General features: G+C 69.8%; 24 protein-coding genes and 1 tRNA gene. 19 read left to right on the top strand and 6 right to left on the bottom strand.

Annotated features, from left to right (window positions below; genetic code table 11):
- Positions 1–19: 19 nt before the first annotated feature.
- The gene (locus tag J4H91_RS07690) at positions 20–1,351 is read right to left on the bottom strand and encodes a hypothetical protein (RefSeq protein WP_208045679.1); all 1,332 of its coding nucleotides are present in this window, start codon (positions 1,349–1,351) and stop codon (positions 20–22) included.
- Between the two features lie 80 nt (positions 1,352–1,431).
- Here J4H91_RS07690 and J4H91_RS07685 point away from each other — a divergent pair, with 80 nt between their 5' ends.
- The gene (locus tag J4H91_RS07685) at positions 1,432–2,589 is read left to right on the top strand and encodes a type II CAAX endopeptidase family protein (RefSeq protein ID WP_208045678.1); all 1,158 of its coding nucleotides are present in this window, start codon (positions 1,432–1,434) and stop codon (positions 2,587–2,589) included.
- Here the strand turns inward: J4H91_RS07685 and J4H91_RS07680 are convergent.
- Complete coding sequence (locus tag J4H91_RS07680) at positions 2,544–4,052, bottom strand: hypothetical protein (protein ID WP_208045677.1); 1,509 nt, start codon at positions 4,050–4,052, stop codon at positions 2,544–2,546. The genes J4H91_RS07685 and J4H91_RS07680 overlap by 46 nt on opposite strands.
- A 94-nt stretch (positions 4,053–4,146) precedes the next feature.
- Between J4H91_RS07680 and rpe the strand changes: the two genes are divergently transcribed.
- From rpe to J4H91_RS07610, 14 genes are all read left to right on the top strand, one after another.
- Positions 4,147–4,809, top strand: coding sequence for a ribulose-phosphate 3-epimerase (gene rpe, locus J4H91_RS07675; protein WP_341783474.1), 663 nt, complete (start codon positions 4,147–4,149; stop codon positions 4,807–4,809).
- 73 nt (positions 4,810–4,882) lie between these two features.
- The gene (locus J4H91_RS07670) at positions 4,883–5,146 is read left to right on the top strand and encodes a phosphoribosyl-ATP diphosphatase (RefSeq protein WP_208045675.1); all 264 of its coding nucleotides are present in this window, start codon (positions 4,883–4,885) and stop codon (positions 5,144–5,146) included.
- A gap of 17 nt (positions 5,147–5,163) precedes the next feature.
- Positions 5,164–6,006 carry an ATP phosphoribosyltransferase gene (gene hisG / locus J4H91_RS07665; RefSeq protein ID WP_208045674.1) on the top strand — a complete coding sequence of 281 codons (843 nt, stop codon included), beginning with the start codon at positions 5,164–5,166 and terminating at the stop codon, positions 6,004–6,006.
- Between the two features lie 10 nt (positions 6,007–6,016).
- A complete protein-coding gene (hisF, locus tag J4H91_RS07660) occupies positions 6,017–6,805 on the top strand; it encodes an imidazole glycerol phosphate synthase subunit HisF (protein ID WP_208045673.1) in 789 nt (262 codons plus the stop codon).
- On the top strand, positions 6,802–7,164 hold the full coding sequence (gene hisI, locus J4H91_RS07655) for a phosphoribosyl-AMP cyclohydrolase (protein ID WP_208045672.1): 363 nt from the start codon (positions 6,802–6,804) through the stop codon (positions 7,162–7,164). The genes hisF and hisI overlap by 4 nt, the downstream gene beginning before the upstream one ends.
- A gap of 36 nt (positions 7,165–7,200) precedes the next feature.
- Positions 7,201–8,745 (top strand): anthranilate synthase component I, encoded by a 1,545-nt coding sequence (locus J4H91_RS07650; RefSeq protein ID WP_208045671.1) that lies wholly within the window; start codon positions 7,201–7,203, stop codon positions 8,743–8,745.
- Positions 8,742–9,317: a Trp biosynthesis-associated membrane protein gene (locus tag J4H91_RS07645; RefSeq protein WP_208045670.1), complete on the top strand. Its 576-nt coding sequence runs from the start codon at positions 8,742–8,744 to the stop codon at positions 9,315–9,317. Before J4H91_RS07650 ends, J4H91_RS07645 begins: the two co-directional genes overlap by 4 nt.
- 131 nt (positions 9,318–9,448) lie before the next feature.
- Positions 9,449–9,682: a DUF6704 family protein gene (locus J4H91_RS07640; protein WP_208045669.1), complete on the top strand. Its 234-nt coding sequence runs from the start codon at positions 9,449–9,451 to the stop codon at positions 9,680–9,682.
- A 1-nt stretch (position 9,683) separates the two neighbouring features.
- On the top strand, positions 9,684–10,454 hold the full coding sequence (trpC, locus tag J4H91_RS07635; RefSeq protein ID WP_208045668.1) for an indole-3-glycerol phosphate synthase TrpC: 771 nt from the start codon (positions 9,684–9,686) through the stop codon (positions 10,452–10,454).
- 30 nt (positions 10,455–10,484) lie between these two features.
- Positions 10,485–11,708, top strand: coding sequence for a tryptophan synthase subunit beta (gene trpB, locus J4H91_RS07630; RefSeq protein ID WP_208045667.1), 1,224 nt, complete (start codon positions 10,485–10,487; stop codon positions 11,706–11,708).
- The gene (gene trpA, locus J4H91_RS07625; RefSeq protein ID WP_208045666.1) at positions 11,705–12,499 is read left to right on the top strand and encodes a tryptophan synthase subunit alpha; all 795 of its coding nucleotides are present in this window, start codon (positions 11,705–11,707) and stop codon (positions 12,497–12,499) included. The genes trpB and trpA overlap by 4 nt, the downstream gene beginning before the upstream one ends.
- 88 nt (positions 12,500–12,587) lie before the next feature.
- Positions 12,588–13,574, top strand: coding sequence for a prolipoprotein diacylglyceryl transferase (gene lgt, locus J4H91_RS07620; RefSeq protein WP_208045665.1), 987 nt, complete (start codon positions 12,588–12,590; stop codon positions 13,572–13,574).
- A gap of 28 nt (positions 13,575–13,602) precedes the next feature.
- Positions 13,603–15,060, top strand: coding sequence for a pyruvate kinase (pyk, locus tag J4H91_RS07615; RefSeq protein WP_208045664.1), 1,458 nt, complete (start codon positions 13,603–13,605; stop codon positions 15,058–15,060).
- A 30-nt stretch (positions 15,061–15,090) separates the two neighbouring features.
- Positions 15,091–16,611, top strand: coding sequence for a SulP family inorganic anion transporter (locus J4H91_RS07610; protein WP_208045663.1), 1,521 nt, complete (start codon positions 15,091–15,093; stop codon positions 16,609–16,611).
- A 232-nt stretch (positions 16,612–16,843) separates the two neighbouring features.
- On the opposite strand, the gene J4H91_RS07605 is transcribed toward J4H91_RS07610, so the two are convergent.
- Positions 16,844–16,925, bottom strand: a tRNA-Leu gene (locus tag J4H91_RS07605).
- Positions 16,926–17,075: 150 nt separating this feature from the next.
- On the opposite strand from J4H91_RS07605, the gene J4H91_RS07600 reads away from it, so the two are divergent.
- Positions 17,076–17,684, top strand: coding sequence for a response regulator (locus tag J4H91_RS07600; protein ID WP_208045662.1), 609 nt, complete (start codon positions 17,076–17,078; stop codon positions 17,682–17,684).
- 118 nt (positions 17,685–17,802) lie between these two features.
- Here the strand turns inward: J4H91_RS07600 and J4H91_RS07595 are convergent, their stop codons facing one another.
- A complete protein-coding gene (locus tag J4H91_RS07595; RefSeq protein ID WP_208045744.1) occupies positions 17,803–18,216 on the bottom strand; it encodes a hotdog fold thioesterase in 414 nt (137 codons plus the stop codon).
- Between the two features lie 155 nt (positions 18,217–18,371).
- Between J4H91_RS07595 and polA the strand changes: the two genes are divergently transcribed.
- Positions 18,372–20,993: a DNA polymerase I gene (polA, locus tag J4H91_RS07590; RefSeq protein ID WP_208045661.1), complete on the top strand. Its 2,622-nt coding sequence runs from the start codon at positions 18,372–18,374 to the stop codon at positions 20,991–20,993.
- Positions 20,994–21,051: 58 nt separating this feature from the next.
- Here the strand turns inward: polA and J4H91_RS07585 are convergent, their stop codons facing one another.
- Entirely contained in the window at positions 21,052–21,354 is a 303-nt protein-coding gene (locus J4H91_RS07585; protein WP_208045660.1) for a hypothetical protein, read from the bottom strand.
- A gap of 683 nt (positions 21,355–22,037) precedes the next feature.
- Here J4H91_RS07585 and rpsA point away from each other — a divergent pair.
- Together rpsA and coaE are read left to right on the top strand one after the other, a co-directional pair.
- Entirely contained in the window at positions 22,038–23,483 is a 1,446-nt protein-coding gene (rpsA, locus tag J4H91_RS07580; RefSeq protein ID WP_208045659.1) for a 30S ribosomal protein S1, read from the top strand.
- 105 nt (positions 23,484–23,588) lie between these two features.
- Positions 23,589–24,188, top strand: a complete 600-nt coding sequence (coaE, locus tag J4H91_RS07575) for a dephospho-CoA kinase (protein ID WP_208045658.1) — start codon at positions 23,589–23,591, stop codon at positions 24,186–24,188.
- A gap of 10 nt (positions 24,189–24,198) precedes the next feature.
- On the opposite strand, the gene J4H91_RS07570 is transcribed toward coaE, so the two are convergent.
- Positions 24,199–24,810, bottom strand: a complete 612-nt coding sequence (locus J4H91_RS07570; protein ID WP_208045657.1) for a vitamin K epoxide reductase family protein — start codon at positions 24,808–24,810, stop codon at positions 24,199–24,201.
- Positions 24,811–24,929 lie beyond the last annotated feature (119 nt).

Here is a 24,929-nt window from a genome sequence, read left to right as displayed (position 1 = left end):
GCCGCGGGGCCCCGAAGTCCTAGTCCCAGGTGACGCTGGGCGTCTCCTTGCCGAAGTCGACGCTGGGCGACAGCACGCCGCCGCCCAAGAGCACCTCGCCGGTGCCCCGCATGCCGTCCTTGTCTGCCTCGAGCGTCGTCGAGATGACGATGGTGTCGTGGCTGCTCACGACCTGCGGTTGCGTCATGCTCGGCTCCGGCTTCAGCGCCGAGAGCGCGGCATCGCCTTCGGCGGTGAGCGTGCGGGTCGCGGTGCCCTCCACGGGTACGGCGCCATCGGAGAACGTGCCCGACAGATCCCTCGTGCACGGCGTCGCGAGCGTCTTCATCGCCAGGCACTCGTTCAGCGAGGCCCGCACGAGCTCGCGGTACTTCTGCGTCGCGGCCTCCGTGAGCGCGGGCTTCAGCTCGTGAATGTTGCTCGCGTCATCGAACGTCGCGAGCACGACCATGCCCCCGTCCGGGAGTTCGAAGTAGTCGCTGCCGAGCCCGATCTCGTACCCGCCGATGAACACGTCAGCGTAGTCCTCGCTCACCTCTGCGCCGTTGACCGTGGGGTCCAGGCCCGAGAACGACGCGAGCGACATGCTGGTCGTGCCGTCGAGCAGCGTCCAGCCGTCCGAACTCTCGTAGAGCGAGAAGTCCCGCGTGACCGCTTCATCGCCCACCTTGAAGCTCGCCGAGACGCTCAGGTCGCCGTACTCGTCCTCCACGACCGACTCGGGGTCGACCTCGATGTCGGTGATGGGCGCGAGCTCCTGCGAGGCCTCGAGCATCTCCTGCGTGAGGAGCGGGCTGTCTCTCGGGCTGGCGAGCAGGGCCGTCGCGGCCTCCGCGTCGGCATCGGAGAGCGCCTGCAGGTACTGCTCCACCGTCTGCTCGGGCGAGCGTGCGGCGTCGCCTCCGCCCGAGCCGCCCGGCGCAGACGGGATGAGGAGCCACACCAGGCCGCCGACGAACAGCAGGAGCAGTGCAGCGGCGCCGGCGACGATGCCGATGATCGCTCCCGTGGACAGGCCCTTCTTGGGCGGGCGCGGCTCTCCGGCCTGCCGGCCCGTCTGGTAGGGAGCGGTGTAGACCGGCGAGCCCGGCTGCTGCGCGTACTGCGGGTGCTGCTCCTGCTGCGGCGCGTACTGCGGCTGCGCGGATCCGGGCTGCGGCGCGTACTGGGGCTGCACGGGCTCAGAGGGTAGCTGAGGGGGTGCGTAGCGCGCGGTCGACGGCTGCTGCGGTTGGGGAGCGGGGCTCTGCGGGGCGCCGCCTTCCGTCGCGCCGCCCTCCACTCTGCCTGGTGCCTCTGGAGCGTCGCCGCTTCCGGTGTGGGTATCGGGGGAATCGGGCGTGTCGCTCATGGCTACTACTATAGATAGCGCAGCGGGCTCGCAGAGACCACGCACAGCGAAGCCTCGCGAGCGCGGATCGAAGGGGGAGCATGAGCACTGACCGGACAGCTGCGGAGACGGCGAGGCCGGATCGGCCGGAACGCGTACCGTGGCGGGCGGTCGCCGTCTTCGTCGGCCTCGCCTGCGCGCTCGCCTGGCTCGTCGCGCTGCCGCTCTGGCTCGTCGGCTCCGAAGCATCGGCATTCATGAGCCTGTTCGCGCCGCTCGCCGGCGCGATGATGTTCACGCCGACGCTCGCCGTGCTGGTCGTCGTCTTCCTCATGAAAGCTCCGCGCGGCGAGCGCATGCGCTTCCTCGGCATGTGGCCGCTGCGGCCGACGAAGCGCGTCGTGTCGTTCGCCGTGGCGATGAACTTCGCGCCCGTGCTGATCGTGGCCGCCTGCATCGGCGTCTCCGCGCTGTTCGGCTGGGTGCAGCTCGATCTCGCGCACTTCTCAGGCTACCGGCAGACGATCGACGCCCAGCTCGAGAGCCTCGGGCCCGAGACCGCGGAGATCGCAGCGTCCTCGTTGCCGCCCGTCGGCGCGCTCATCGGCATCCAGCTCGCCGTCGTGATGGTCGGAGGGTTTCTCAACCTGTTCCCCGCGCTCGGGGAGGAGCTCGGGTGGCGCGGCTGGCTGCTGCCGATGCTCCGTCCGCTCGGCGTGTGGCCTGCGCTGCTGCTCACTGGAGCCGTCTGGGGGCTCTGGCACTCGCCGGTGATCCTGCTCGGCTACAACTTCAACCGCACGGACTGGAGCGGCGTCGCGCTCATGACGGTCGGCTGCGTGCTCTGGGGCGTCTTCTTCGGCTGGCTCCGCCTGCGCACCGGCTCGGTCTGGCCCGCGGTGCTCGGGCACGGCTCCCTCAACGCCTCGGCCGGCATGATCGGCATGTTCGCCGCCGCCACCGACGCGCCGCCGGACATGGCGCTCGTGAACCCGCTCGGCGTTCCCGGCTGGATCGTGCTCGCGATCATCGTGCTCGTGCTGCTCGTCACCGGGCAGTTCGGGCCCGAGCCCGAGCTCGCGCCCGCGAGGCCGAAGCGCTACCCCGCTCCCGGCGCGCCGCCCTCGCGGGGCGACGCGGATCCCTCGCCTTCCGGGACAGCGGATCCCTCGACGAGGGGCGAGGCCGATCCCACGCCGCCCCTGGGCGCCGGTCACTCCCAGGTGACGACGGGGGAGTCCCGCGAGAAGTCGACGTAGGGCTGCAGCATCTCGCCGCTCGAGTAGAGCGTGCCACTGATCGTCTCGCCGTCGCGCACCGCCTCGATGCTCGTGTGCACGTAGATGTAGTCGTAGGTGGTCACCCGGCCGGGCTGCGCGGTATCGGGTTCGGGGGCGAGCTCGCCGAGAGCGCGCTCGCCCTCGGCGGCGAGCGCGCGATGGGCGGTCCCCTCGACGGGGATCGCCCCGTCGTCGAGCGGCTCGGACACGTCGAAGCCGCAGGGCGTGCTCAGCGAGGTCGACGCGAGGCACTCCTCGAGGGAGGATCGCACGAGGTCCCTGAAGGTCTCGGTAGCCTCCTCGGTGAGCTGCGCGTCGACCGAGTAGAGCGGTTCGAGATCGTCCTGCGAGGCGACGGTGACCGGGGCGAGCGGCTCGCCCTCGGAGGACACCTCGAAGGCGTCGTTCCGTACGCCGATCTCGTAGGCACCGGGGAAGACCATGGGATAGGTGACCTCGGACTCCACCCCGTTGATCTCGATGCCGAGGCCCTCGAGCGAGAACAGGGGGAGGGCGATGAGCGCGTCGTCGAGCTCCCAGCCGTCGGAGGTCGGCCACACCGAGAAGCTGCGGCTCACCCGCTGCTCGCCGATGCGGAAGCTCGCCCGGACGGTGTGGCTGTACGAGGCATCGTCTCCGGTGCGCTCGACCTCGATGTCGGTGATCGGCGCGAGCTCGAGCGAGCGGGCGAGCACCTCGTCGCCGAGCACGGGGTCGTCCTCCGTGCTGCCCGTGAGGCGGGCGGCAGTGCCGGCGTCGCCCTCGGAGAGCGCCGTCAGGAAGCGCTCGACGGTGTCGGCGGAACTCTCCGACGCCTCGGGCTCGGCGGTCGGGGCGGGTGCGTTCGTCGACGAGAACCCCGCGATGAGCGCGAACAGGAGCAGGCCGACCGAGCCGATGCCGGCGACGACGCCGATGATCGCACCCCGGGAGAGGCCGCTCCCCGCCTTGCCCGCGCCGCGCGGGCGAGCGGCGCGGGGCGGAGCGGGGGAGCGCACCGTGTCGGGCGGGACAGGCGGCGGGGAGGGATCCGGTGCCGATGTCGGTGTCGGTGTCGGCCTCCGCGTCGGCTTCTGCTGTTGCACCTGCGGCTGCTGGTGTTGCTGCTGGGCCAGTGCCTGCAGCTGCGCCTGCGCCTGCGACTCTGCCTGCGCTTGCGACTGAACCTGCGCCTGCTGTTGCTGTGGCGGCTGCGCCTGCGCCGTTCCGAACGGCGGAACCGCCGCAGCTGCTCCGCCGAGGACCGTCCCCTCGAACGGAGACCGCACGAGCCCCGGCGGCGGGGTGATCTTGGGAGGGAGGATGCCGGGCGACGGTGCGAGCCCGGGCGACGGCGCGAGTCCGGCGGGCGGGCTCGCGTGCAGTTCGGGCTCCGCCGAACCGGCTCCCGCGGCGGAGTCGACCCGATCCGCTCCGGCCTCGCCCCCGCTCGCATCGCTCATGGCCTCCAGCCTAGGAGGTCGCGCGCGCCGGCGCACACGCCGAACGCATCCGTGCTACGGCACGCCTACCCGCGCGACCTCTAAGCTGTTAGCCGTGACCGCGCAGCGCATCAACCCGAGCATCCTGTCCGCCGACTTCGTCAACCTGCAGTCCGAACTCGAGGCCATCGCCTCGGCCGACCTCGTGCACGTCGACGTCATGGACAACCACTTCGTACCCAATCTGACGATGGGGCCACCCATCGTGGAGCGCATCCAGGCCGTATCGCCGATCCCTCTCGACGTGCACCTCATGATCGAGGACGCCGATCGCTGGGCCCCCGGCTACGCCGAGCTGGGCGCGTACTCCGTCACCTTCCACGCGGAGGCGGCGGCCGATCCCGTCGCGCTCGCACGCCGACTGCGCGAGATCGGCGCCAGGGCGGGCATCGCGCTGAAGCCCGGTACCGACCCGGATCCCTATCTCGAACTGCTGCCGGAGTTCGACCAGGTGCTCGTCATGACCGTCGAGCCCGGCTTCGGCGGTCAGTCGTTCATGGCCGACATGATGCCGAAGCTGCGTCGCTTCGCCGAGGCCAAGGCCGCGCTGGGGCTCGACGTGTGGCTGCAGGTCGACGGCGGCATCTCCGTCGATACGATCGGGATCGCGGCCGAGGCCGGAGCCGACACCTTCGTCGCGGGCTCGGCGGTCTACGGGGGAGTTCCCGAGGACCGCATCGCGCAGCTGCGCGCCGCCGCCGCGCACCACGCGCACTGAGCGGAGCGGCCCCGCCGCCCGCCCGGTGTCGAACCGCGCTCTGCCCGCACGGGCGACACGGTAGGCTGGTCCGGTGAAAACTTTCGATGATCTCTTCGCCGAGCTCAGCCAGAAGGCCGAGACCCGCCCCGAGGGCAGCGACACCGTCGCCCGTCTCGACGCCGGGGTGCACTCCATCGGGAAGAAGATCGTCGAGGAGGCCGCCGAGGTCTGGATGGCGGCCGAGCACGAGAGCGATGAGGCCTGCTCCGAGGAGATCAGCCAGCTGCTCTACCACCTCCAGGTGCTCATGCTGGCCAAGGGCCTGAAACTCGAAGACGTGTACCGATACCTCTAATGAAGGAAGAACCGCACATGCTGCGCATCGCAGTTCCCAACAAGGGATCCCTTTCGGAAGTCGCCGCAGAGATGCTCGCAGAGGCCGGGTACTCCGGCCGCCGCGACAGCCGCAAGCTGGTGCACACCGACTCCCGCAACGGCGTCGAGTTCTTCTACCTGCGACCCCGCGACATCGCCACCTACGTCGGATCCGGCGCCCTCGACGTCGGCATCACCGGCCGCGACCTGCTGCTCGACTCGGGCTCGGCCGCCCGCGAGATCGAACCGCTCGACTTCGCCGACTCGACGTTCCGCTTCGCGGCGCCCGTCGGCAGCGACATCGGCGATATCGCGCACCTCGCGGGCAAGCGCGTCGCCACCAGCTACCCCAAGCTGGTCGACGACTTCCTGCGCGCGCGCGGAGTCGAGTCGACGCTCGTGAAGCTCGACGGCGCCGTGGAGTCGGCGGTGCAGCTCGGCGTCGCCGATGCGGTCGCCGACGTCGTCTCGACCGGTGCCACCCTCAAGGCCGCCGGCCTCGAGATCTTCGGCCCCGTCATCCTCGAGTCGACGGCGCTGCTCATCGGCGGCCCGAGCGACCACCCCGATGTGGACCGGCTGCTGCGCCGGCTGCGGGGCGTGCTCGTCGCCCGCAAGTACGTGATCATGGACTACGACCTGCCCGCCGACCAGCTCGACGAGGCCACGCGCGTCGCCGGGGGCATCGAGTCGCCGACCGTGTCGCCGCTGAAGGACGAGGCGTGGGTCGCGGTGCGGGTCATGGTCCGCGCCGACGAGGCGAACCAGATCATGGACCGCCTCTACGACCTGGGTGCGCGGGCGATCCTCGTGACGGCGATCCACGCCGCCCGACTGTAGGGAGCACGAGATGACCGTCGCAACCCGTGTGATCCCGTGCCTCGACGTCGCAGGCGGACGCGTCGTCAAGGGCGTGAACTTCCTGAACCTGCGCGATGCGGGCGATCCCGTCGAGCTCGCGGCGAAGTACGCGGACCAGGGTGCGGACGAGCTCACCTTCCTCGACGTCACCGCCACGGTCGACGACCGCTCGACCACCTACGATGTGGTGCAGCGCACCGCCGAGCAGGTGTTCATCCCGCTCACGGTCGGCGGCGGAGTGCGCGAGGTCGACGACGTCGCGCGGCTGCTCGCGGTCGGGGCCGACAAGGTGGGCATCAACAGCGGCGCCATCGCGAGGCCCGAGGTGATCGGCGAGATCGCCGACCGCTTCGGTGCGCAGGTGCTCGTGCTCTCGCTCGACGTGAAGCGCAGCGACCGCATGCCCAGCGGCTTCGTCGTCACGACGCACGGCGGCAAGCGCGAGACCGACCTCGACGCGCTCGAGTGGTGCAGGGAGGCCGTCGAGCGCGGCGCGGGCGAGCTGCTCGTCAACTCGATGGACGCCGACGGCACGCAGGACGGCTTCGACCTCGAGCTCACCCGCGCCGTGCGCGAGCTCTCCCACGTGCCCGTCATCGCGTCAGGCGGAGCCGGCGAGCTCGATCACTTCGCGCCCGCCGTCGAGGCCGGTGCAGACGCGGTACTGGCCGCGTCGGTCTTCCACTACGGCAAGTTCACGATCGGGCAGGTGAAGCGCGCCCTCGCCGATGCGGGCTGCACGGTGCGGCGCACCCCCGGCATGGGAGAGGGATCATGAACGACACCGACCCGGTGCCCACCGCGCTCCTGTTCAACGCAGACGGGCTGCTGCCCGCGATCATCCAGGACGACGAATCGGGCGACGTGCTCATGCTCGCGTGGATGGATCGCGAGGCCGTGCGCCGCACCCTCACGACCGGCCGCGTGACCTTCTGGTCGCGATCCCGCGGCGAGTACTGGCGCAAGGGCGACACCTCCGGCCACCGGCAGTACGTGCGCTCTGTCGCGATGGACTGCGACGGCGACACGCTGCTCGTGCGGGTCGTGCAGCTCGGAGCGGCGTGCCACACGGGCACGCGCACCTGCTTCACGGGCCGTGAGATCGCCGCGCTCGTGGGCGACCCCGCCGAGGCCTGAGGCGGGGGATCCCTCGCCCCGCGGTAGGCTGGAGCGGTGACACTGACGACCTCGCGCGCCGACTTCGACGCCGCGCGTACCACCCAAGCCGTTGTCCCCGTGTGCCGCGAGGTCTTCGCCGACGCCGACACTCCGGTGGGCATCTACCGCAAGGCGGCGGGCTCCCGTCCCGGCACCTTCCTGCTCGAGTCGGCGGAGCAGGGGGGCGTGTGGACGCGCTTCAGCTTCGTCGGCGCGGGGAGCTTCGGCGTGCTCGGCGAGCGGGGCGGCCGCGCCCACTGGGCGCCCGCCGAGGGGGGCATCCCGGAGGAGCGCCTGCTGCCCGGCGGAGTGTCGCACCTCGCGCCGGTCGAAGCGCTGCGCGCGGTCTACGAGCGCTGGCGCTCCCCGCAGGTCGCCGGGCTGCCGCCGCTCGCGAGCGGGTTCGTCGGCTACCTCGGCTGGGAGACCGTGCGTCAGTTCGAGCGTCTCGAGAACGCTCCGTCCGCGGGCCCCGGCCTGCCGGCGCAGGGGCTCAGCTTCGTCTCCGAGCTGGTCGTGATCGACCATCGCGAGGGCACGGTGGTGCTGCTCGCCAACGTGCTCTGCGATGACGCGGGCGACCCGGACGCGCAGTGGGCCGACGCGCAGGCCAGGCTCGATGCGCTGCAGGCCGCGCTCGCGGCCCCGGCGCCGTCGCCGCTCGGGTCCCTGGACCGCGGCGCGCAACCCGACCCCGTGCGCCTCACCTCCTCGGCCGAGTTCATGGCGGCCGTCGACATCGCGAAGCGCCACATCGTCGACGGCGACATCTTCCAGGTCGTGCCGTCGCAGCGCTTCGACCAGGCGTGCACCGCCGACCCGCTCGACGTCTACCGCGTGCTGCGGCATCTGAACCCGAGCCCCTACCTCTACCTGCTGCAGCTCGAGGACGCCGACGGGGCCGCCTTCGCGGTCGTGGGATCGAGCCCGGAGGCGCTCGTCACCGTGCAGGAGTCGGGCCACGTCATGACCCACCCGATCGCCGGCTCCAGGCCGCGCGGCGCAACCGTCGAGGAGGACCAGCAGCACGAGCGCGAACTGCTCGCCGACGAGAAGGAGCGCGCCGAGCACCTCATGCTCGTCGACCTCGCGCGCAACGACCTGCTGCGCGTGTGCGAGCCGCACTCGGTCGAGGTCACCGAGTTCATGAGCATCGAGCGCTTCAGCCACATCATGCACATCGTGTCGTCGGTCGAGGGACAGGCGCGGAGCGAGTGCAATCCCGTGGACGTCTTCCGCGCCACCTTCCCGGCCGGCACGCTCTCGGGCGCGCCCAAGCCCCGCGCGCTCGAGATCATCGACGAGCTCGAACCGGTGCGGCGTGGCGTCTACGGGGGAGTCGTAGGCTATTTCGGCCTCGGCGGCGCCGCCGACCTCGCGATCGCGATCCGCACCGCCACGATCAAGGACGGGGTCGCGATGATCCAGGCGGGCGCAGGTATCGTCGCCGACTCGGTGCCGGAGACCGAGGACGCGGAGTGCCGCAGCAAGGCCGCCGCTCCGCTGCGCGCCGTGGCCATCGCGAACACGCTGCGCGACATCGAGAGCGTCCGAGCATGAGGATCAAGCCGGTCGCGCTCGGCGGCATCGCCATCGCGGGCGCGGCCGGGCTGCTCGCCGGCTCGCAGACCTGGATCTCGTTCATGCTCGAGGGCACGCACTCCCTCGAGACGGTGACGGGGCACGACGTCAACGCGGCGCTCTCCCCGGTGTCGATCGCGATCGTGGCCGCCGCGCTCGCGCTCACGATCGCCGGGCCGGTCTTCCGACGCGTGCTCGGCGCGCTCGTCGCGCTGCTCGGCGTCGGAGCCGCTGCCCTCTCGATCGGGGTGCTCGCGAACCCGGTCGCCGCGCTCTCCGGGCGCGTGACCGAGCTCACGGGCATCACCGGCGCGAACGGGGGCGCGGCCGTCACCTGGCACCAGACCGCGGTGTGGGCCTACGTCAGCGTCGCGGCGGGAGCGCTCGCCCTCGTGCTGGGCGCGACCGTCGTCGTCACCGCCGCGCGCTGGACCGCCGGAGGCCGCAAGTACGATGCCGCGGCGCGCGCGGAGACCGCGGGGGGCGGGCCCGACCGCATCTCCGACTGGGACGCGCTGTCCGAAGGCGGCGATCCGACTGCGTCGGATTGAATCGTCCTGAACCGCTCGCGGGGGCGTGGCCGCGAAACGCTGGCGCGTTTCCACAAACGACCGGCGGGGCGACGATCCGACCGCCGATATCCGGTAGGCTGGTTCCATTCAAATCTGTTCAGAGGAGATTCATGAGTACCCAGCACGGAGACCCCGGTCACGGCGATTCGCCCGCGGCATGGACCGCGGTGGTGGTGATGCTGCTCGGCATCGCAGCCGGAACCGTCTTCTTCTTCCTGCACATGGCGACCATGGTGTGGATCTGCGCGGGCATCGTCGTGGTGGGCCTGCTGCTCGGCTGGGTTCTCGCGAAGGCCGGCTTCGGGGTGAACGGCCCCCGCTACGCCTCCAAGTCGCACGACTAGGGTGCTGGAGCAACTGCTTGCGGGATCGCTCGAAGACGCGATGGCCCGCAGAGAGCAGAGACCGTACGCCGTCGTAGAGGCGGAGGCCCTCGCGCGTCCCGCCGCGCTCGACGCGCTCGAGGCGCTCGCGCCCGCCGACCACATGAAGGTGATCGCCGAGGTCAAACGCGCGAGCCCGTCGCGCGGCGACCTCGCCGAGATCCCCGAGCCCCAGGCGCTCGCGGCCCAGTACGAGGCCGGAGGCGCGAGCGTCGTGAGCGTGCTCACCGAACAGCGCAAGTTCAAGGGATCCCTCGCGGATCTCGAAGCCGTGCGCAAGGCCGTGAGCATCCCCGTGCTCCGCAAGGACTTCATCGGCGACGAGTACCAGGTGCTCGAGGCCCGGGCTGCGGGCGCCGACCTGGTACTCCTCATCGTGGCCGCCCTGCCGCAGGAGACGCTGGCACGCCTCTACGCGAAGATCCGCGAGCTCGGCATGACGCCGCTCGTCGAGGCGCACTCGGCCGAGGAGGTCGCGCGCGCCGTCGACCTCGGGGCCGAGCTCATCGGCGTGAACGCCCGCAACCTGAGCACCTTCGAACTCGATCGCGAGCTCTTCGGGCGCGTCGCGGATCAGATCCCAGCCGGTGTCATCCGCGTCGCGGAGTCGGCCGTGCTCGACGTGACGGACGTGGAGCGCTACCGCGAGGCGGGCGCCGACGCGGTGCTCGTCGGCGAGGCCCTCGTGACCAACGATCCCATCGCGACGCTCGCTTCCTACCTGAGCGTCTGAATCACCACGATCACCACGGAGGTGCGTGATATGACAGTGCGACTCAGAGAGCAGCACGGCCCGTTCTTCGGCGACTTCGGCGGCAGGTACATGCCCGAATCGCTCATCGCGGCCATCGACGAGCTCACGCTCGCCTACGACGAGGCCAAGAACGACCCGGCCTTCCTCGCCGAACTCGACGGGCTGCTGCGCGATTACGCAGGCCGCCCGTCGCCGATCACCGAGGTGCCGCGCTTCGCCGAGCACGCCGGCGGAGCCAGGATCTTCCTGAAGCGGGAAGACCTCAACCACACCGGCTCCCACAAGATCAACAACGTGCTCGGCCAGGCGCTGCTCACGAAGCGCCTCGGCAAGACGCGGGTGATCGCCGAGACCGGCGCGGGCCAGCACGGCGTCGCCACGGCGACCGCGGCCGCCCTGTTCGGGCTCGAGTGCACCGTCTACATGGGCGAGGTCGACACGGAGCGCCAGGCGCTCAACGTGGCCCGCATGCGTCTGCTCGGCGCCGAGGTGATCCCGGTCAAGACCGGCTCGCGCACGCTCAAGGACGCGATCAACGAGGCCTACCGCGACTGGGTGGCGAGCGTCGAGCGCACGAACTACATCTTCGGCACTGCTGCCGGCCCCCACCCCTTCCCCGCGATGGTGCGCGACTTCCAGAAGATCATCTCGGAGGAGGCGCGCGCCCAACTGCTCGAGAAGGCGGGCAGGCTTCCCGACGCGGTGGTTGCGTGCGTCGGCGGCGGCTCCAACGCCATCGGCATGTTCGACGCCTTCCTCGACGACGCCGAGGTGAGGCTCTACGGCGTCGAGGCCGCGGGAGACGGCGTCGACACCGGGCGTCACGCCGCCTCGATCGAGCGGGGCCGGCCGGGAATCCTGCACGGCTCGAAGACCTACGTGCTGCAGGACGAGGACGGCCAGACCATCGAATCGCACTCGATCTCGGCCGGGCTCGACTATCCGGGCGTGGGGCCCGAGCACTCCTGGCTCGCCGACATCGGCCGCGCCGAGTACATTCCTGCGACCGACGACGAGGCCATGCAGGCGCTGCGGCTGCTCAGCCGCACCGAGGGCATCATCCCGGCCATCGAATCGGCGCATGCGCTCGCAGGCGCGCTCCGCATCGGCAGGGAACTCGGACCCGAGGGCATCATCGCGGTGAGCCTGTCGGGCCGCGGCGACAAGGACATGGCGACGGCGGGCCGCTACTTCGGTCTGCTCGACGAGACCGAGACGGGAGTCGAGGGATGAGCGCGCAGCAGTCGCGAGTGGCCGAGGCGATCCGGGCGGCCGGCGAAAAGCGGAAGGGCGCCCTGATCGGGTACCTCCCCGTCGGGTTCCCCGACCTCGACACGAGCGTCGAGGCGGCGATCGCGATGGCCCGCAGCGGGGCCGACGTGCTCGAGCTCGGTCTGCCCTACTCCGACCCCGTCATGGACGGCGTCGTGATCCAGGAGGCCACTCAGGCCGCCCTCGCGGGCGGTTTCCGGGTGCGCCACGTCATCGAGGCGGTGCGCCGCGTCAGCGAGGCCGTCGACACCCCGGTCCTCGTGATGACCTACTGGAACCCCGTGATGCAGTACGGCGTTGAGCGCTTCGCGCGCGAGCTCGCCGAGGCCGGCGGTGCCGGCCTCATCACGCCCGACATCACCCCCGACGCCGCCGCGGAGTGGATCGAGGTCAGCGAGCGCTTCGGCCTCGACCGCATCTTCCTCGCGGCGCCGAGTTCGAGCGATGAGCGGTTGAAACTGGTCGTCGAAGCGGCCACGGGGTTCGTCTACACCGTCTCGACGATGGGCATCACGGGCGAGCGCCGCGAACTCGACGCGGCCGCCCGATCCCTCACCGCCCGTCTGCGCGAGCAGGGGCCGGTGATCGCATGCGTCGGCATCGGCCTCTCGACCGCCGAGCAGGTGTCGGCGGCGCTCGACTACGCCGACGGCGCGATCGTCGGCACCGCCTTCGTGCGCGCGCTGCGCGACGGCGGAGTGCCCGGCCTCGCGGAGACCGTTCGCACCGTCGCAGCCGGTACGGCGCGTTGAGCCGCGCAGGCTAGGATTGATCCGTCCGTCGCGTGAGCGGCACGCCCAGCAGTTTCCAGCGGCAGCGCCGCCGGCGAAAGAGGAGTGAATGATTCTCCCGTTGAGTATTCCGAGTCCCGACATCCAGTTCTTCCAGATCGGGCCGTTGCGGATCTACATCTACGCCCTCTGCATCATCGTCGGCATCGTGCTGGCGGGCATCTGGACGGCGAGCCGCCTGGCCCGCCGCGGCGGCGAACGCGGTGCCACGCTCGACTTCATCGTGTGGGCGCTCGTGCTCGGCATCATCGGCGCCCGCGTCTACCACGTGGTGACGCACTGGAGCGACTACTTCGGAGAGGGCCGCAACCCGCTCGAGATCTTCGCGTTCTGGAACGGCGGCATCGCGATCTTCGGTGCGCTCATCGGCGGCGGTCTCGGCGTGCTGATCGCCTCCCGCATCACCGGCATCCGCTTCTGGTCGTTCGCAGACGCGCTCGTGCCCGGCCTGCTCGTCGCGCAGGCCGTCGGCCGCCTCGGCAACTGGTTCAATCACGAGCTCTTCGGCGGCCCGACCACGCTCCCGTGGGGCCTTGAGATCGAGGCCGACAACCCGGCCTTCCCCATCGGCCTGCCCGCCGACACGCTCTTCCACCCGACCTTCCTCTACGAGTCGCTCTGGAACCTGCTCGGCGTCGTCGTGCTGCTCGCGGTCGAGCGCCGCCTGCGACCCCGCTGGGGCGCCTTCTTCGGGCTCTACCTCATCTGGTACGGCCTCGGCCGCAGCGTGACCGAGTCGCTGCGCGTCGACCCGAGCCTGCAGTTCCTGGGGCTCAAGACCAACGTCATCGCGGCGCTGCTCGCTATCGTCGCCGGGCTCGTGATCATCATCGTGCAGCACCGCCGCCACACCGGGATCGAGCTCGACGTCTACCTGCCGGGTCGTCGCAACCCGGCCGACGCCGTGCTCGCCGACACCGACGATCCCGAGCAGTTCCACCACGTGATCGACCGCGGCGATGCGCGGAACGCGGCCGAGCAGTCGCCCGTCGAGCAGGCGGACGCTTCGCCCGCCGCGGCGTCCGCCCAGAACTGAACCCGTCCCAACCCTTCGAGGAGAGCACATGCGCCACGCGAAGATCGTCGCCACCTGGGGGCCCGCCGTCTCCAGCTATGACCACACCCTCGAACTCATCCGCGCGGGGGTGAACGTCGCCCGCCTGAACATGTCCCACGGCACCTACAACGTGCACGAGGGGATCTACCGCAACATCCGCCGGGCCGAGGAGGAGGTCGGACGTCCGATCGCGGTGCTCGCCGACCTGCAGGGTCCGAAGATCCGACTCGGCAAGTTCGAGGGCGGCCCGTACGAGCTGGCCGAGGGCGACGAGTTCGCGATCACCACGCGCGACATCGTCGGCGACCGCAGCATCTGCAGCACCACCTACAAGGGGCTGCCGGGCGATGTGCAGGCGGGCGATCCGCTGCTCATCGACGACGGCAAGGTCGGACTGCGCGCCGTCAGCGTCACCGAGGACACCGTGCACACGGTCGTGGAGATCCCCGGTGCCGTGTCGAACAACAAGGGCATCAATCTGCCCGGCGTGGCGGTCAACGTGCCCGCCCTCTCGCACAAGGACGAGGAGGATCTGCGCTGGGCTCTGCAGCTCGGCGTCGATTACATCGCGCTCTCTTTCGTGCGCGACGCCGCCGACATCACCCGCGTGCACGAGATCATGGCGGAGGAGGGCGTGAAGCTCCCCGTCATCGCCAAGATCGAGAAGCCGCAGGCCGTCGAGAACCTCGAGGGCATCGTCGACGCCTTCGACGGCATCATGGTCGCCCGCGGTGACCTCGGCGTCGAGCTGCCCCTCGAGCGCGTGCCGCTCGTGCAGACCGAGGCCGTCGCTCTCGCCCGCCGCAACGCGAAGCCCGTCATCGTGGCGACCCAGGTGCTCGAGTCGATGATCGAGAACCCGCGCCCGACCCGCGCCGAGGCCTCCGACTGCGCCAACGCCATCCTCGACGGCGCGGATGCCGTCATGCTCTCGGGCGAGACCAGCGTGGGCGCCTTCCCGGTGCAGACCGTCGAGACCATGGCCCGCATCATCGAGGCCACCGAGGAGCACGCCCTCGAGCGCATCGACCCGCTCGGCACCAAGCCGCGCACGCAGGGCGGCGCGCTCACCCTCGCCGCCGCCGAGGTCGCGGACTTCGTCGACGCCAAGTTCATCTGCGTGTTCACCGAGTCGGGCGACACCGTGCGCCGCATGTCGCGGCTGCGCAAGCCCATCCCGATCCTCGGCTTCACGCCGAGCTACGAGATCCGTCGCAAGATGGAGCTCACCTGGGGCGCCGACAGCTACGAGGTCGAGCGCGTCGGGTCCACCGATGAGATGTTCGCGCAGGTCGACAAGGTACTCCTGCCCACCGGGCGCGCCGAGATCGGCGACAAGGTGCTCATCATCGCCGGCTCGCCTCCCGGGATCGTCGGCACGACGAACACGCTGCGCATCCACCGCATGGGCGAGGCGACGGGCCAGCTGCCCGGCGCGGGGCCGCGCAAGCACTTCTCGGCGTGAGCCGGGCGGGCGCGATCCCTCGATGAATCGATGACCGGCACCGCGGTGACGTCCCGGCACCGTGGGCGACACACCGAGAACCCCTCGGTGCTCGCGGTGCTGAGGTCGCCTCGGCTGCTCACGCGGGAGGCTCTCGCGGGCCTTGTGGTCGGCCTCGCGCTGATCCCCGAGGCGATCTCGTTCTCGATCATCGCGGGCGTCGACCCGAAGGTCGGCCTGTTCTCGTCGTTCGTGATGGCGGTGTCCATCGCCTTCCTGGGCGGTCGGCCCGCGATGATCACCGCGGCGACCGGCGCTGTGGCGCTCGTCGTGGCGCCCGTCGCTCCGAGCTACGGCCTCGACTACCTGATCGCGACGATCATCCTGGCGGGTGTCTTCCAGATCGTGCTCGGAGCGCTCGGGGTCGCGAAGCTGATGCGGTTCATCCCGCGCAGCGTCATGGTCGGCTTCGTGAACTCGCTCGCGATCCTCGTGTTCATGGCGCAGCTGCCGCACCTGATCGGCGTGCCGTGGCTCGTCTACCCGCTCGTCGCAGCGGGCATTCTGATCATCGTGATCATGCCCCGGATCACGACGGCCGTGCCCGCTCCGCTCGTCTCCGTCATCGTGATCACCGCCGCGACGGCGGTCTTCGCGCTCTCGGTGCCCTCCGTCGGCGATCAGGGCGAGCTGCCTCGCAGCCTGCCCTCGTTGTTCGTGCCGCAGGTGCCGCCGACGTGGGAGACGTTCGCGATCATCGCCCCCTACGCGCTTGCCGTGGCCGTCGTCGGCCTCATGGAGTCGCTGCTCACGGCCAAGCTCGTCGACGAGATCACCGACACGCGCTCGGACAAGACGCGGGAGTCGTGGGGGCAGGGCGTCGCCAATATCCTGTCCGGCTTCCTCGGCGGCATGGGCGGCTGCGCGGTCATCGGTCAGACCATGATGAACGTGAAGGTATCCGGCGCGCGGAGCCGCGTGTCGACCTTCCTCGCCGGCGTCTTCCTGCTGGTGCTCGTCGTGGTGCTCGGTGATATCGTCGGCACGATCCCGATGGCGGCGCTCGTCGCCGTGATGATCATGGTCTCGGTGGCGGCGTTCGACTGGCACAGCATCGCGCCGGCGACGCTCAGGCGCATGCCGAGGAGCGAGACGTTCGTGATGGTTGCGACCGTGCTCGTCGTCGTGCTCACCCACAATCTCGCGATCGGCGTGATCGGCGGCGTGCTCGTGGCGTCGGTGCTGTTCGTGCGTCGTGTCGCGCACCTCGTGTCGGTCGAGCGCGAGCTCACCGAGACGTTCGGCGTGCGCACGGCGCGCTACACGGTGACGGGCGAGCTCTTCTTCGCGTCGAGCAACGATCTCACCACGCTGTTCGAGTACGCCGATGACCCCGAGCGGGTCGTGATCGACCTGTCGGCCTCGCACGTCTGGGACGCATCCTCGGTCGCGGCGCTCGACGCGATCACGACGCGCTACGAGCGGCGAGGCAAGACGGTCGAGCTCGTCGGGATGAACGCGGTGACCCGGGCACTGCACTCGCGACTCTCCGGCGGGCTCGGGGGCGAGTAGGCGAGGGATCCGGGAGCCGCGCACGGCGGCTCCGAACCCGGAGGGTTCGAGTCCCGCATGCGTTGTGCGGCGCGAACGTGCGGTACGAAGTCGGTGCCGGATGCGCGCGAAGATCTGAGGCGACGAGCGGCAGCTCGGCGCGATCTTCGCGGAGGCGCACACGGCGGCTCCGAACCCGGAGGGTTCGAGTCCCGCATGCGTTGTGCGGCGCGAACGTGCGGTACGAAGTCGGTGCCGGATGCGGGACTCGAACCCGCACACCTTTCGGCAGCGCATTTTGAGTGCGCCGTGTCTGCCAATTCCACCAATCCGGCGTGTCGAAACTGCGGCGGCCCCGCACGTCGGCGCGACCAGAGACCACACTAGCGCAGTATCGGCGCGGTCTCGGCGGGTATTGGCGGGACGAACCTGCGCGACCCGCCGTGCGCGGCGTCACTCAGGGGCGATGCCGTAGACTGGCAGACGTGAATGACCAGAGCACTGCATCGAGCGCACCGCGTCGCGTCGTCGTCGCGGAGGACGAATCCCTGATCCGTCTCGACATCGTCGAGACGCTTCGTGACAACGGCTTCGACGTGGTCGGCGAGGCCGGCGACGGAGAGACGGCCGTGAAGCTGGTGGAGGAGTTGCGCCCCGACCTCGTCGTGATGGACGTGAAGATGCCGCAGCTCGACGGCATCTCGGCCGCGGAGCGCATCAACAAGGAGCACATCGCCCCGGTCGTGCTGCTCACGGCCTTCAGCCAGCGGGAGCTCGTCGAGCGCGCCACCGAGGCCGGCGCGCTGGCCTACGTGGTGAAGCCCTTCACCCCGGCCGATCTGCTGCCCGCCATCGAGATCGCGCTGTCGCGCTTCCAGCAGATCCAAACCCTCGAGAACGAGGTCGCCGATCTCGCCGAGCGCTTCGAGACCCGCAAGCTCGTCGACCGTGCGAAGGGCATCCTCAACGACAAGATGGGCCTCTCCGAGCCCGAGGCGTTCCGCTGGATCCAGAAGGCGTCCATGGATCGCCGCCTCACCATGCAGGACGTCGCGAAGACCATCATCGACCAGCTCGGTCCCAAGAAGGACTGACCACCCAGGATCGACGCGGAAGCGCCCCCGGCTCTCGGCCGGGGGCGCTTCTTCCGCTTTCGGGTGGGCTGCTGCGCCTTCAGGCCGGGGCCGTCGTCTCGGACGGACGGCTCCGCTCTCAGGCGATCGGCTTGTAGAAGTTCGTGATCCGCACCGTCGAGCACCGTCGCCCGCGCTCATCCGAGATGACGATCTCGTGGACGGCGAGACTGCGCCCGAGCTTGATGGGGGTGCAGACGCCGGTCACGATCCCTTCGACGGCCGATCCCGTGTGCGTCGCATTGATGTCGACTCCCACGCCGACGAAGCCTTCGGGGGCGACGAGATTGGCGTGCATCGACCCGAGCGACTCGCCGAGCACCACGTAGGCGCCGCCGTGCAGCAGGCCGATGGGCTGGGTGTTCCCCTCGACCGGCATGGTGGCGACCGCCCGCTCCCGAGTGAACTCGATGAACTCGATGCCCATGCGATCGGCGAGCGCGCCGAGGCCGCGCCGCCGGAGATACTCGAGGCCCTCCTCGGAACGCTCCATCGGTGCTGACTGGTCGGGCTGCGTGGTCGGCTGCTCGGTCATCGGTGTCTGGGGCCTTTCTGAGGCGCGCGCCTCGCGGAGCCGGATCGGACCTCGTGAATGTCGGTGCCGACTTATAGGCTTGGCGTGTGTTGAATACGCCTCAGCCTACTCTCATGATCATCGACGGCCACTCGCTGGCGTTCCGCGCCTTCTACGCGCTGCCCGTCGACAGTTTCCAGACGCAGACCGGGCAGCATACGAACGCGATCCACGGCTTCATCGCGATGCTCATCAACCTGCTCGGCAATGAGCGTCCCGACGCGCTGGCCGTGGCGTTCGACATCTCGCGCCACTCCTTCCGCACCGAGGAGTACCCGGAATACAAGGGCACGCGCGGCGAGACCCCTCCTGAGTTCAAGGGGCAGGTGCCCCTGCTGCAGGAGGCGTTGCACGCGATGGGCATCCGCACCCTCGAGAAGGAGAACTACGAGGCGGACGACATCCTCGCGACCCTCGCGACGCGCGGAGCGGAGGCCGGGTACCGCGTGCTCGTGGTGAGCGGGGACCGCGACACGATCCAGCTCGTCGACGATCGGATCACGCTGCTCTACCCCTCGAAGCAGGGGGTGAGCGAGCTCACCCGCTACGACGCCGAGAAGGTCATGGAGCGCTACGGCATCCGACCGGAGCAGTACCCCGAGATCGCCGCGCTCGTCGGGGAGACGAGCGACAACCTGCCCGGCATTCCGCGCGTCGGCGAGAAGACCGCGGTCAAGTGGATCAAGCAGTTCGGTTCGCTCGAGGAGATCCTGCGGCGGCAGGACGAGATCGGCGGCAAGGTCGGCGAGAGCCTGCGCGAGAACGCCCACCTCGCCGAGCGCAACCGCAGGCTCAACCGCCTCGTGCGCGATGTCGAGCTCGACGTCGAGCTCGACGACTTGAAGCGCGGCGAGATCGACATGGCGGCCGTGCAGCAGGTGTTCGCGAAGCTCGAGTTCCGCACCCTGCTGCAGCGGGTCGGCAAGCTCGCAGGAGCGGAGGTCCCGGTCGGGGGAGCGGCACCCGCCGCCGAGCTCGTGCCGGAGAAGCCCGAGGCGAAGCTGCTGCTCGACGAGGAGCTCGGCGACTGGCTGGCGAAGGCCGACCGGCCGGCGGTGCGCATCATCGAGGCGGGGGACGGCTTCGAGGTCGGCGTCGCCACGCCCGAGGCCTCGGTGCTGATCCACTGGCAGCCGGGCGGCCGCGACTACGCGCTGTTCGAGCAGTGGCTCGCCTCCGATGCGCCGAAGGTGTTCTTCGACGCGAAGCAGCAGATCGGTGCGGCCCGGCGCGCGGGCGCCGCGATCGGCGGCATCGCGGGCGACCTGCTGCTCGCATCCTGGCTGCTGCGCCCTTCGACGGCGGAGAAGAGCATCGCCGAGGCCGTCTTCCGCTTCCTGGGCGAGCAGGTGCCTGAGGGCGATCCGAACCAGCTCGTGCCCGACGAGTCGAGCGTCTCGGATGCGGCCGCGCTCGCCTGGTACGTCGTGCGTGCGCACGCCTCCGCCGTCGAGCGCTTCCAGTCGCGCACCATCGAGATCTACCGCGACATCGAGCTCCCGCTCGTGCCGGTGCTCGCGGCCCTCGAGGAGCGCGGCGTGCAGATCGATCTGCCGCTGCTCGAGGCGCACGACGCCGAGCTGACGACGCGAGTCGGGGAGCTCCAGCAGCAGGCGTTCGATGCCATCGGCCGGGAGGTCAACCTCTCCTCGCCGAAGCAGCTGCAGGAGGTGCTGTTCGAGCAGCTCGACATGCCGAAGACCCGCAAGACCAAGAGCGGGTACACCACCGATGCCGCGGCGCTCGCCGAGCTGCAGGTCAAGAGCCCGCATCCCTTCCTCGGCGCGCTGCTCGCGCACAGAGACGCCAACAAGCTGCGGCAGATGGTCGAGACGCTCATCAAGGCGGTGCGCGAGGACGGCCGCATTCACACGACGTTCGTGCAGACGGGGGCGAGCACGGGCCGTCTCGCATCGACCGATCCGAACCTCCAGAACATCCCGGTGCGCTCTGAGGAGGGCCGTCGCATTCGCGAGGGCTTCATCCACGCCCCCGAGTTCGAGACGCTCATGACGGCCGACTACTCGCAGATCGAGATGCGCATCATGGCGCACCTCTCGGGCGACGAGGGACTGATCCAGGCGTTCAACGAGGGCGAGGACCTGCACCGCTTCGTCGGCGCCCGCATCTTCGGCGTGCCCCCCGAGGAGGTCACGAACGAGATGCGCTCCAAGGTGAAGGCCATGTCCTACGGCCTCGCATACGGGCTCTCGGCATTCGGACTCTCGAAGCAACTCGGCATCAGCAGTGCGGAGGCGAAGCAGCTGATGGTCGACTACTTCGAGCGCTTCGGCGGCGTGCGCGACTATCTGCGATCCGTCGTGGACCAGGCGAAGCGCGACACCTTCACCGAGACGATCTTCGGACGTCGCAGGCCGTTCCCGGACCTCGCGAGTCCGAACCGCATTCTGCGCGAGAACGCCGAGCGTGCTGCGCTCAACTCGCCCATCCAGGGGTCGGCGGCCGACATCATCAAGCGTGCGATGATCGCCGTCGAGCGTCGGGTGCGCGAGGCGGGTCTCGCCTCGCGCATGCTGCTGCAGATCCACGACGAGCTCATGTTCGAGGTCGCCGAGGGGGAGTGGGATGCGCTCGAGGCGATCGTGCGCGAGGAGATGGCCGGTGCGGCCGAACTGTCGGTGCCGCTCGAGGTGCAGGTCGGCCACGGCGCGAACTGGAACGCCGCCGCGCACTAGACAGAGGTCCTCGCGCAGCGGTCGGGCACTGTGACGCATCCAGGCAGGAGATCGTGGTTCACGCGGGTCTTTTCTTATATCCGCTCCTGATTGGGGAACGATCTCCTGCCAGGGTGACGGGCCGGCCCTGCGAGAGCAGCTGCATGATCGCGGCCTGGACGTCCGGCCAGCACGCGAACACCTGGTGATATCCGACGCGGATCCTGTCGAGCCCGTTGATCGACAGCGCCCAGTCCTGCGCGTTGTCGAGGTCGCGCTGTCGGCCGGTGTGCGTCGCTCCGTCGATCTCCAGAACCAGCCATCCTTCGATCAGGAAGTCGCGTCGATGCTCGTGGAGGTAGGCCTGCGCGACGAAGTGCAACCGGAGCGCCCGGAGGCGCGTCGCGACATAGCTCTCGAGCCCCGAGTCCGAGAACGGAGTCGCGGCCTGCAGGATAGGGAGTCGAGCAGCGTCAGCGGCTCGCGCAGCCGGACAGGCTTTCCCCAATGGACTTTGCGGTGGTCGGCGGGTGGGCGTGGGGAGACCGTGCGCGATCCATCCGCGCTGAGGCCTGATCGCGGCCCCGACGGAGAGCGCCGCGCGGATTCCATGCGGGGTGAATCCGGCGGCGCGGAGGTGACGGACGTGCAGGATCCCTTCGGATCTGCGCAGCAGTTGGATCATACGCATACCTCGATAGTGCAGGCTGCGGCACCGCGACGGGGGCGGTTCGCGCAACATGTGGATGACTCGGCTCGCTGTCGGCGCGCTCGGTAGCCACGCTGGATGAGGAGATCGCTCTCGAAGGAGGAGAAGGTCTGCGAATGCGCCCGCGTGGATGCGGATCTCCTCCCTGGGTGCGGGGAGGGGCGCCCCATGCAGACGCGCCGGGTTCGAAGTCCGCTTGATCCCGGGCGTGTCTGCACGATAAGGTGGAGTGTCACTTCTGTGGCGACCCAACTATGTCCGCATGTGGGTGCGTCTCGTGCTTCCCCCCACCGGGAAGCGGCCGGTTTTCGGCGCGCATCCGCCTGAATATCCTGTCCATTCTGGAGACCAATTTCATGACGAACGCAACGACCGAGAGCAAGCAGGTCGCAGTTAACGACATCGGCTCTGCCGACGACTTCCTTGCAGCGGTCGAATCGACCCTGAAGTTCTTCAACGACGGCGACCTCATCGAGGGCACCGTGGTGAAGATCGACCGCGACGAGGTGCTCCTCGACGTCGGTTACAAGACCGAGGGTGTCATCCCCTCGCGCGAGCTGTCCATCAAGCACGACGTGAACCCCGACGAGGTCGTTCAGGTCGGCGATCCCGTCGAGGCGCTCGTGCTCCAGAAGGAGGACAAGGAAGGCCGCCTGATCCTGTCCAAGAAGCGCGCCCAGTACGAGCGCGCCTGGGGCGACGTGGAGAAGATCAAGGAGAACGAGGGTGTCGTCACCGGCACCGTCATCGAGGTCGTCAAGGGCGGCCTGATCGTCGACATCGGGCTCCGCGGCTTCCTCCCCGCCTCGCTCATCGAGCTGCGCCGCGTGCGCGACCTGACCCCCTACCTGGGCCAGGAGATCGAGGCGAAGATCCTCGAGCTCGACAAGAACCGCAACAACGTGGTGCTCTCGCGCCGCGCGCTGCTCGAGGAGACCCAGTCGGCGACTCGCTCGTCGTTCCTCGCCGAGCTCAAGCCCGGCCAGGTGCGCAAGGGCGTCATCTCGTCGATCGTCAACTTCGGCGCGTTCGTCGACCTGGGCGGCGTGGACGGCCTCGTGCACGTCTCCGAGCTGTCGTGGAAGCACATCGAGCACGCCTCCGACGTCGTCGAGGTCGGCCAGGAGGTCACCGTCGAGGTGCTCTCCGTCGAGCTCGACCGCGAGCGCGTCTCGCTGTCGCTCAAGGCCACGCAGGAGGATCCCTGGCAGGTCTTCGCCCGCACCCATGCGATCGGCCAGATCGCCCCGGGCGTCGTCACCAAGCTCGTCCCCTTCGGCGCGTTCGTGCGCGTCGCGGACGGCATCGAGGGCCTGGTGCACATCTCGGAGCTGTCGGATCAGCACGTCGAGCTCGCAGAGCAGGTCGTCCAGGCCGGCCAGCAGGTCTTCGTCAAGATCATCGACATCGACCTCGAGCGTCGCCGCATCTCGCTCAGCCTCAAGCAGGCCAACGAGGGCGTGGATCCCGAGGGCACCGAGTTCGACCCGGCTCTGTACGGCATGACCACGGAGTACGACGAGAACGGCGAGTACAAGTACCCCGAGGGCTTCGATCCCGAGACCCAGGAGTGGAAGGAAGGCTTCGAGGCTCAGCGCGAGAAGTGGGAGCAGGAGTACGCCGCTGCCCAGGAGCGCTGGGAGGCTCACAAGAAGCAGGTCGCCGCTTCGATCGCCGAGGCCGCTGCCGCTCCGGCCGCCGACAACGCGTCGTCGAGCTTCTCGAGCGACTCGAACTCGACCGGTGCTCTCGCCGATGACGAGGCGCTCGCAGCGCTGAAGGCGCAGCTCGAGGGCAACTGACCCCGGCTGACCGTCGCGCAGCCCGAAGGCCCGGCTCCCCGTTTCCGGGGGCCGGGCCTTCGGCGTTCTCGCGGCGCCGTGGGAGAGACCGCTATGGTGGCTGGCATGCAGCTCATCGGTCTCACAGGGGGTATCGCCTCGGGCAAGTCGACCATCGGACGCCGCCTCGAGGAACTGGGCGCCGTGCGCATCGACGCGGACGTGCTCGCGCGCGAGGCCGTCGCGCCCGGCTCGCCTGGGCTCGCCGCCGTGCGCGAGCGCTTCGGCGCAGACGTGCTGCGCTCGGACGGCTCGCTCGACCGTGCGGCCCTCGGCTCCCGCGTCTTCGCCGACGCGGGAGCGCTCACGGCGCTCAACGAGATCGTGCATCCCGAGGTGCACCGGCTCTTCGGCGAGCGGGTGGCCGAGATCGCCGTGAGGGATCCCGACGCGATCGTGGTCTACGAGGTGCCGCTGCTCGTCGAGGCGGGCCGCGCGTACGACTGGGACCACGTGGTCGTGGCGGAGGCGCCCGCCGAGCAGCGCGTGCGCCGCATGGTGGAACTGCGAGGCATGTCGGAGGCCGACGCGCGCGGGCGCATAGCCAATCAGGCGGGCGACGAGGAGCGCAGAGCGATCGCGGACACGGTCATCGACACCTCGGGGAGCGAGGCGCACACGATCGGCCAGACGGACGCGCTGTGGCGGCGCCTCACCGGAGGGTGAGGGAGGTCGCTCAGGCGCGCGAGAACTCCGCGAGCCAGTTCAGCTGCAGTTGGGCGATGAACGCGATCAGCAGGTAGCAGACCAGCACCACGACCCACATCCAGGAGTGCAGCGTCGCGCGCGCGCCGCGGGCGGATCCCGAGCCGTTCGCCGACCAGTGCTCGGGCGGGGCGAAGAGGGTGAACCAGAACAGCGGGATCATCACGGTCCAGACGACCATGCACCACGGGCAGAGGGTGCCGAGCGAGAACACGCTCTGGTAGGCGAGCCAGCAGATGAAGACGAAGCCCGCTCCGAGGCCGAGCCGGTAGACGGTCCAGAACCAGTTCGGGAAGCGGACGCCGGCCAGCAGCGAGACGCCGACGAAGATCGGGGCGGTGAACGCCGCCACACCGATGATCGTATTGCTGAACCCGAGGATCGATCCCTGCCAGGAGTCCATGTTCGGGCCGCAGGTGACGAGCACGCTGACCGCGCAGTTCGGGATGTACGAGGGGTCCTTCAGCGTCTTGACGTACTCGGTGAGCAGCTCGAACGAGGCGAACCAGCCGATGGCTCCGGCGACGGTGGTGAAGATCGCGAAGGCGAGGGATCGCGGCGTCGCGCGCGTGAGGGTGCTCATGCCGCAGATCCTACTCCGGCTCGCTTGCGACGACCCTGGGGGCGGACGGCACGGCGGTCGTTCTGGGCGTTCGCAGCGCCGCCGTGACATAATGGCTCTCGTGCGATGATCCGAGAAGG

The sequence above is a fragment of the Leucobacter ruminantium genome, from assembly GCF_017565705.1.
Lineage (GTDB): Bacteria > Actinomycetota > Actinomycetes > Actinomycetales > Microbacteriaceae > Leucobacter > Leucobacter ruminantium.
The sequence above is the reverse complement of the archived record's forward strand: the minus strand, read 5'-3'. Positions and strand labels throughout refer to the sequence as shown.

Bases quoted from the DNA above. Each gene is read 5' to 3' on its own strand.
- J4H91_RS07690 (WP_208045679.1), bottom strand. From the start codon at position 1,351: ATGAGCGACACGCCCGATTCCCCCGATACCCACACCGGAAGCGGCGAC.
- J4H91_RS07680 (WP_208045677.1), bottom strand. From the start codon at position 4,052: ATGAGCGATGCGAGCGGGGGCGAGGCCGGAGCGGATCGGGTCGACTCC.
- pyk (WP_208045664.1), top strand. From the start codon at position 13,603: ATGCGCCACGCGAAGATCGTCGCCACCTGGGGGCCCGCCGTCTCCAGC.
- J4H91_RS07645 (WP_208045670.1), top strand. From the start codon at position 8,742: ATGAGGATCAAGCCGGTCGCGCTCGGCGGCATCGCCATCGCGGGCGCG.
- hisF (WP_208045673.1), top strand. From the start codon at position 6,017: ATGACCGTCGCAACCCGTGTGATCCCGTGCCTCGACGTCGCAGGCGGA.
- J4H91_RS07685 (WP_208045678.1), top strand. From the start codon at position 1,432: ATGAGCACTGACCGGACAGCTGCGGAGACGGCGAGGCCGGATCGGCCG.
- hisI (WP_208045672.1), top strand. From the start codon at position 6,802: ATGAACGACACCGACCCGGTGCCCACCGCGCTCCTGTTCAACGCAGAC.
- J4H91_RS07570 (WP_208045657.1), bottom strand. From the start codon at position 24,810: ATGAGCACCCTCACGCGCGCGACGCCGCGATCCCTCGCCTTCGCGATC.
- J4H91_RS07640 (WP_208045669.1), top strand. From the start codon at position 9,449: ATGAGTACCCAGCACGGAGACCCCGGTCACGGCGATTCGCCCGCGGCA.
- hisG (WP_208045674.1), top strand. From the start codon at position 5,164: ATGCTGCGCATCGCAGTTCCCAACAAGGGATCCCTTTCGGAAGTCGCC.
- lgt (WP_208045665.1), top strand. From the start codon at position 12,588: ATGATTCTCCCGTTGAGTATTCCGAGTCCCGACATCCAGTTCTTCCAG.
- coaE (WP_208045658.1), top strand. From the start codon at position 23,589: ATGCAGCTCATCGGTCTCACAGGGGGTATCGCCTCGGGCAAGTCGACC.
- J4H91_RS07610 (WP_208045663.1), top strand. From the start codon at position 15,091: ATGACCGGCACCGCGGTGACGTCCCGGCACCGTGGGCGACACACCGAG.
- polA (WP_208045661.1), top strand. From the start codon at position 18,372: ATGATCATCGACGGCCACTCGCTGGCGTTCCGCGCCTTCTACGCGCTG.
- trpB (WP_208045667.1), top strand. From the start codon at position 10,485: ATGACAGTGCGACTCAGAGAGCAGCACGGCCCGTTCTTCGGCGACTTC.
- trpA (WP_208045666.1), top strand. From the start codon at position 11,705: ATGAGCGCGCAGCAGTCGCGAGTGGCCGAGGCGATCCGGGCGGCCGGC.
- J4H91_RS07595 (WP_208045744.1), bottom strand. From the start codon at position 18,216: ATGGAGCGTTCCGAGGAGGGCCTCGAGTATCTCCGGCGGCGCGGCCTC.
- rpsA (WP_208045659.1), top strand. From the start codon at position 22,038: ATGACGAACGCAACGACCGAGAGCAAGCAGGTCGCAGTTAACGACATC.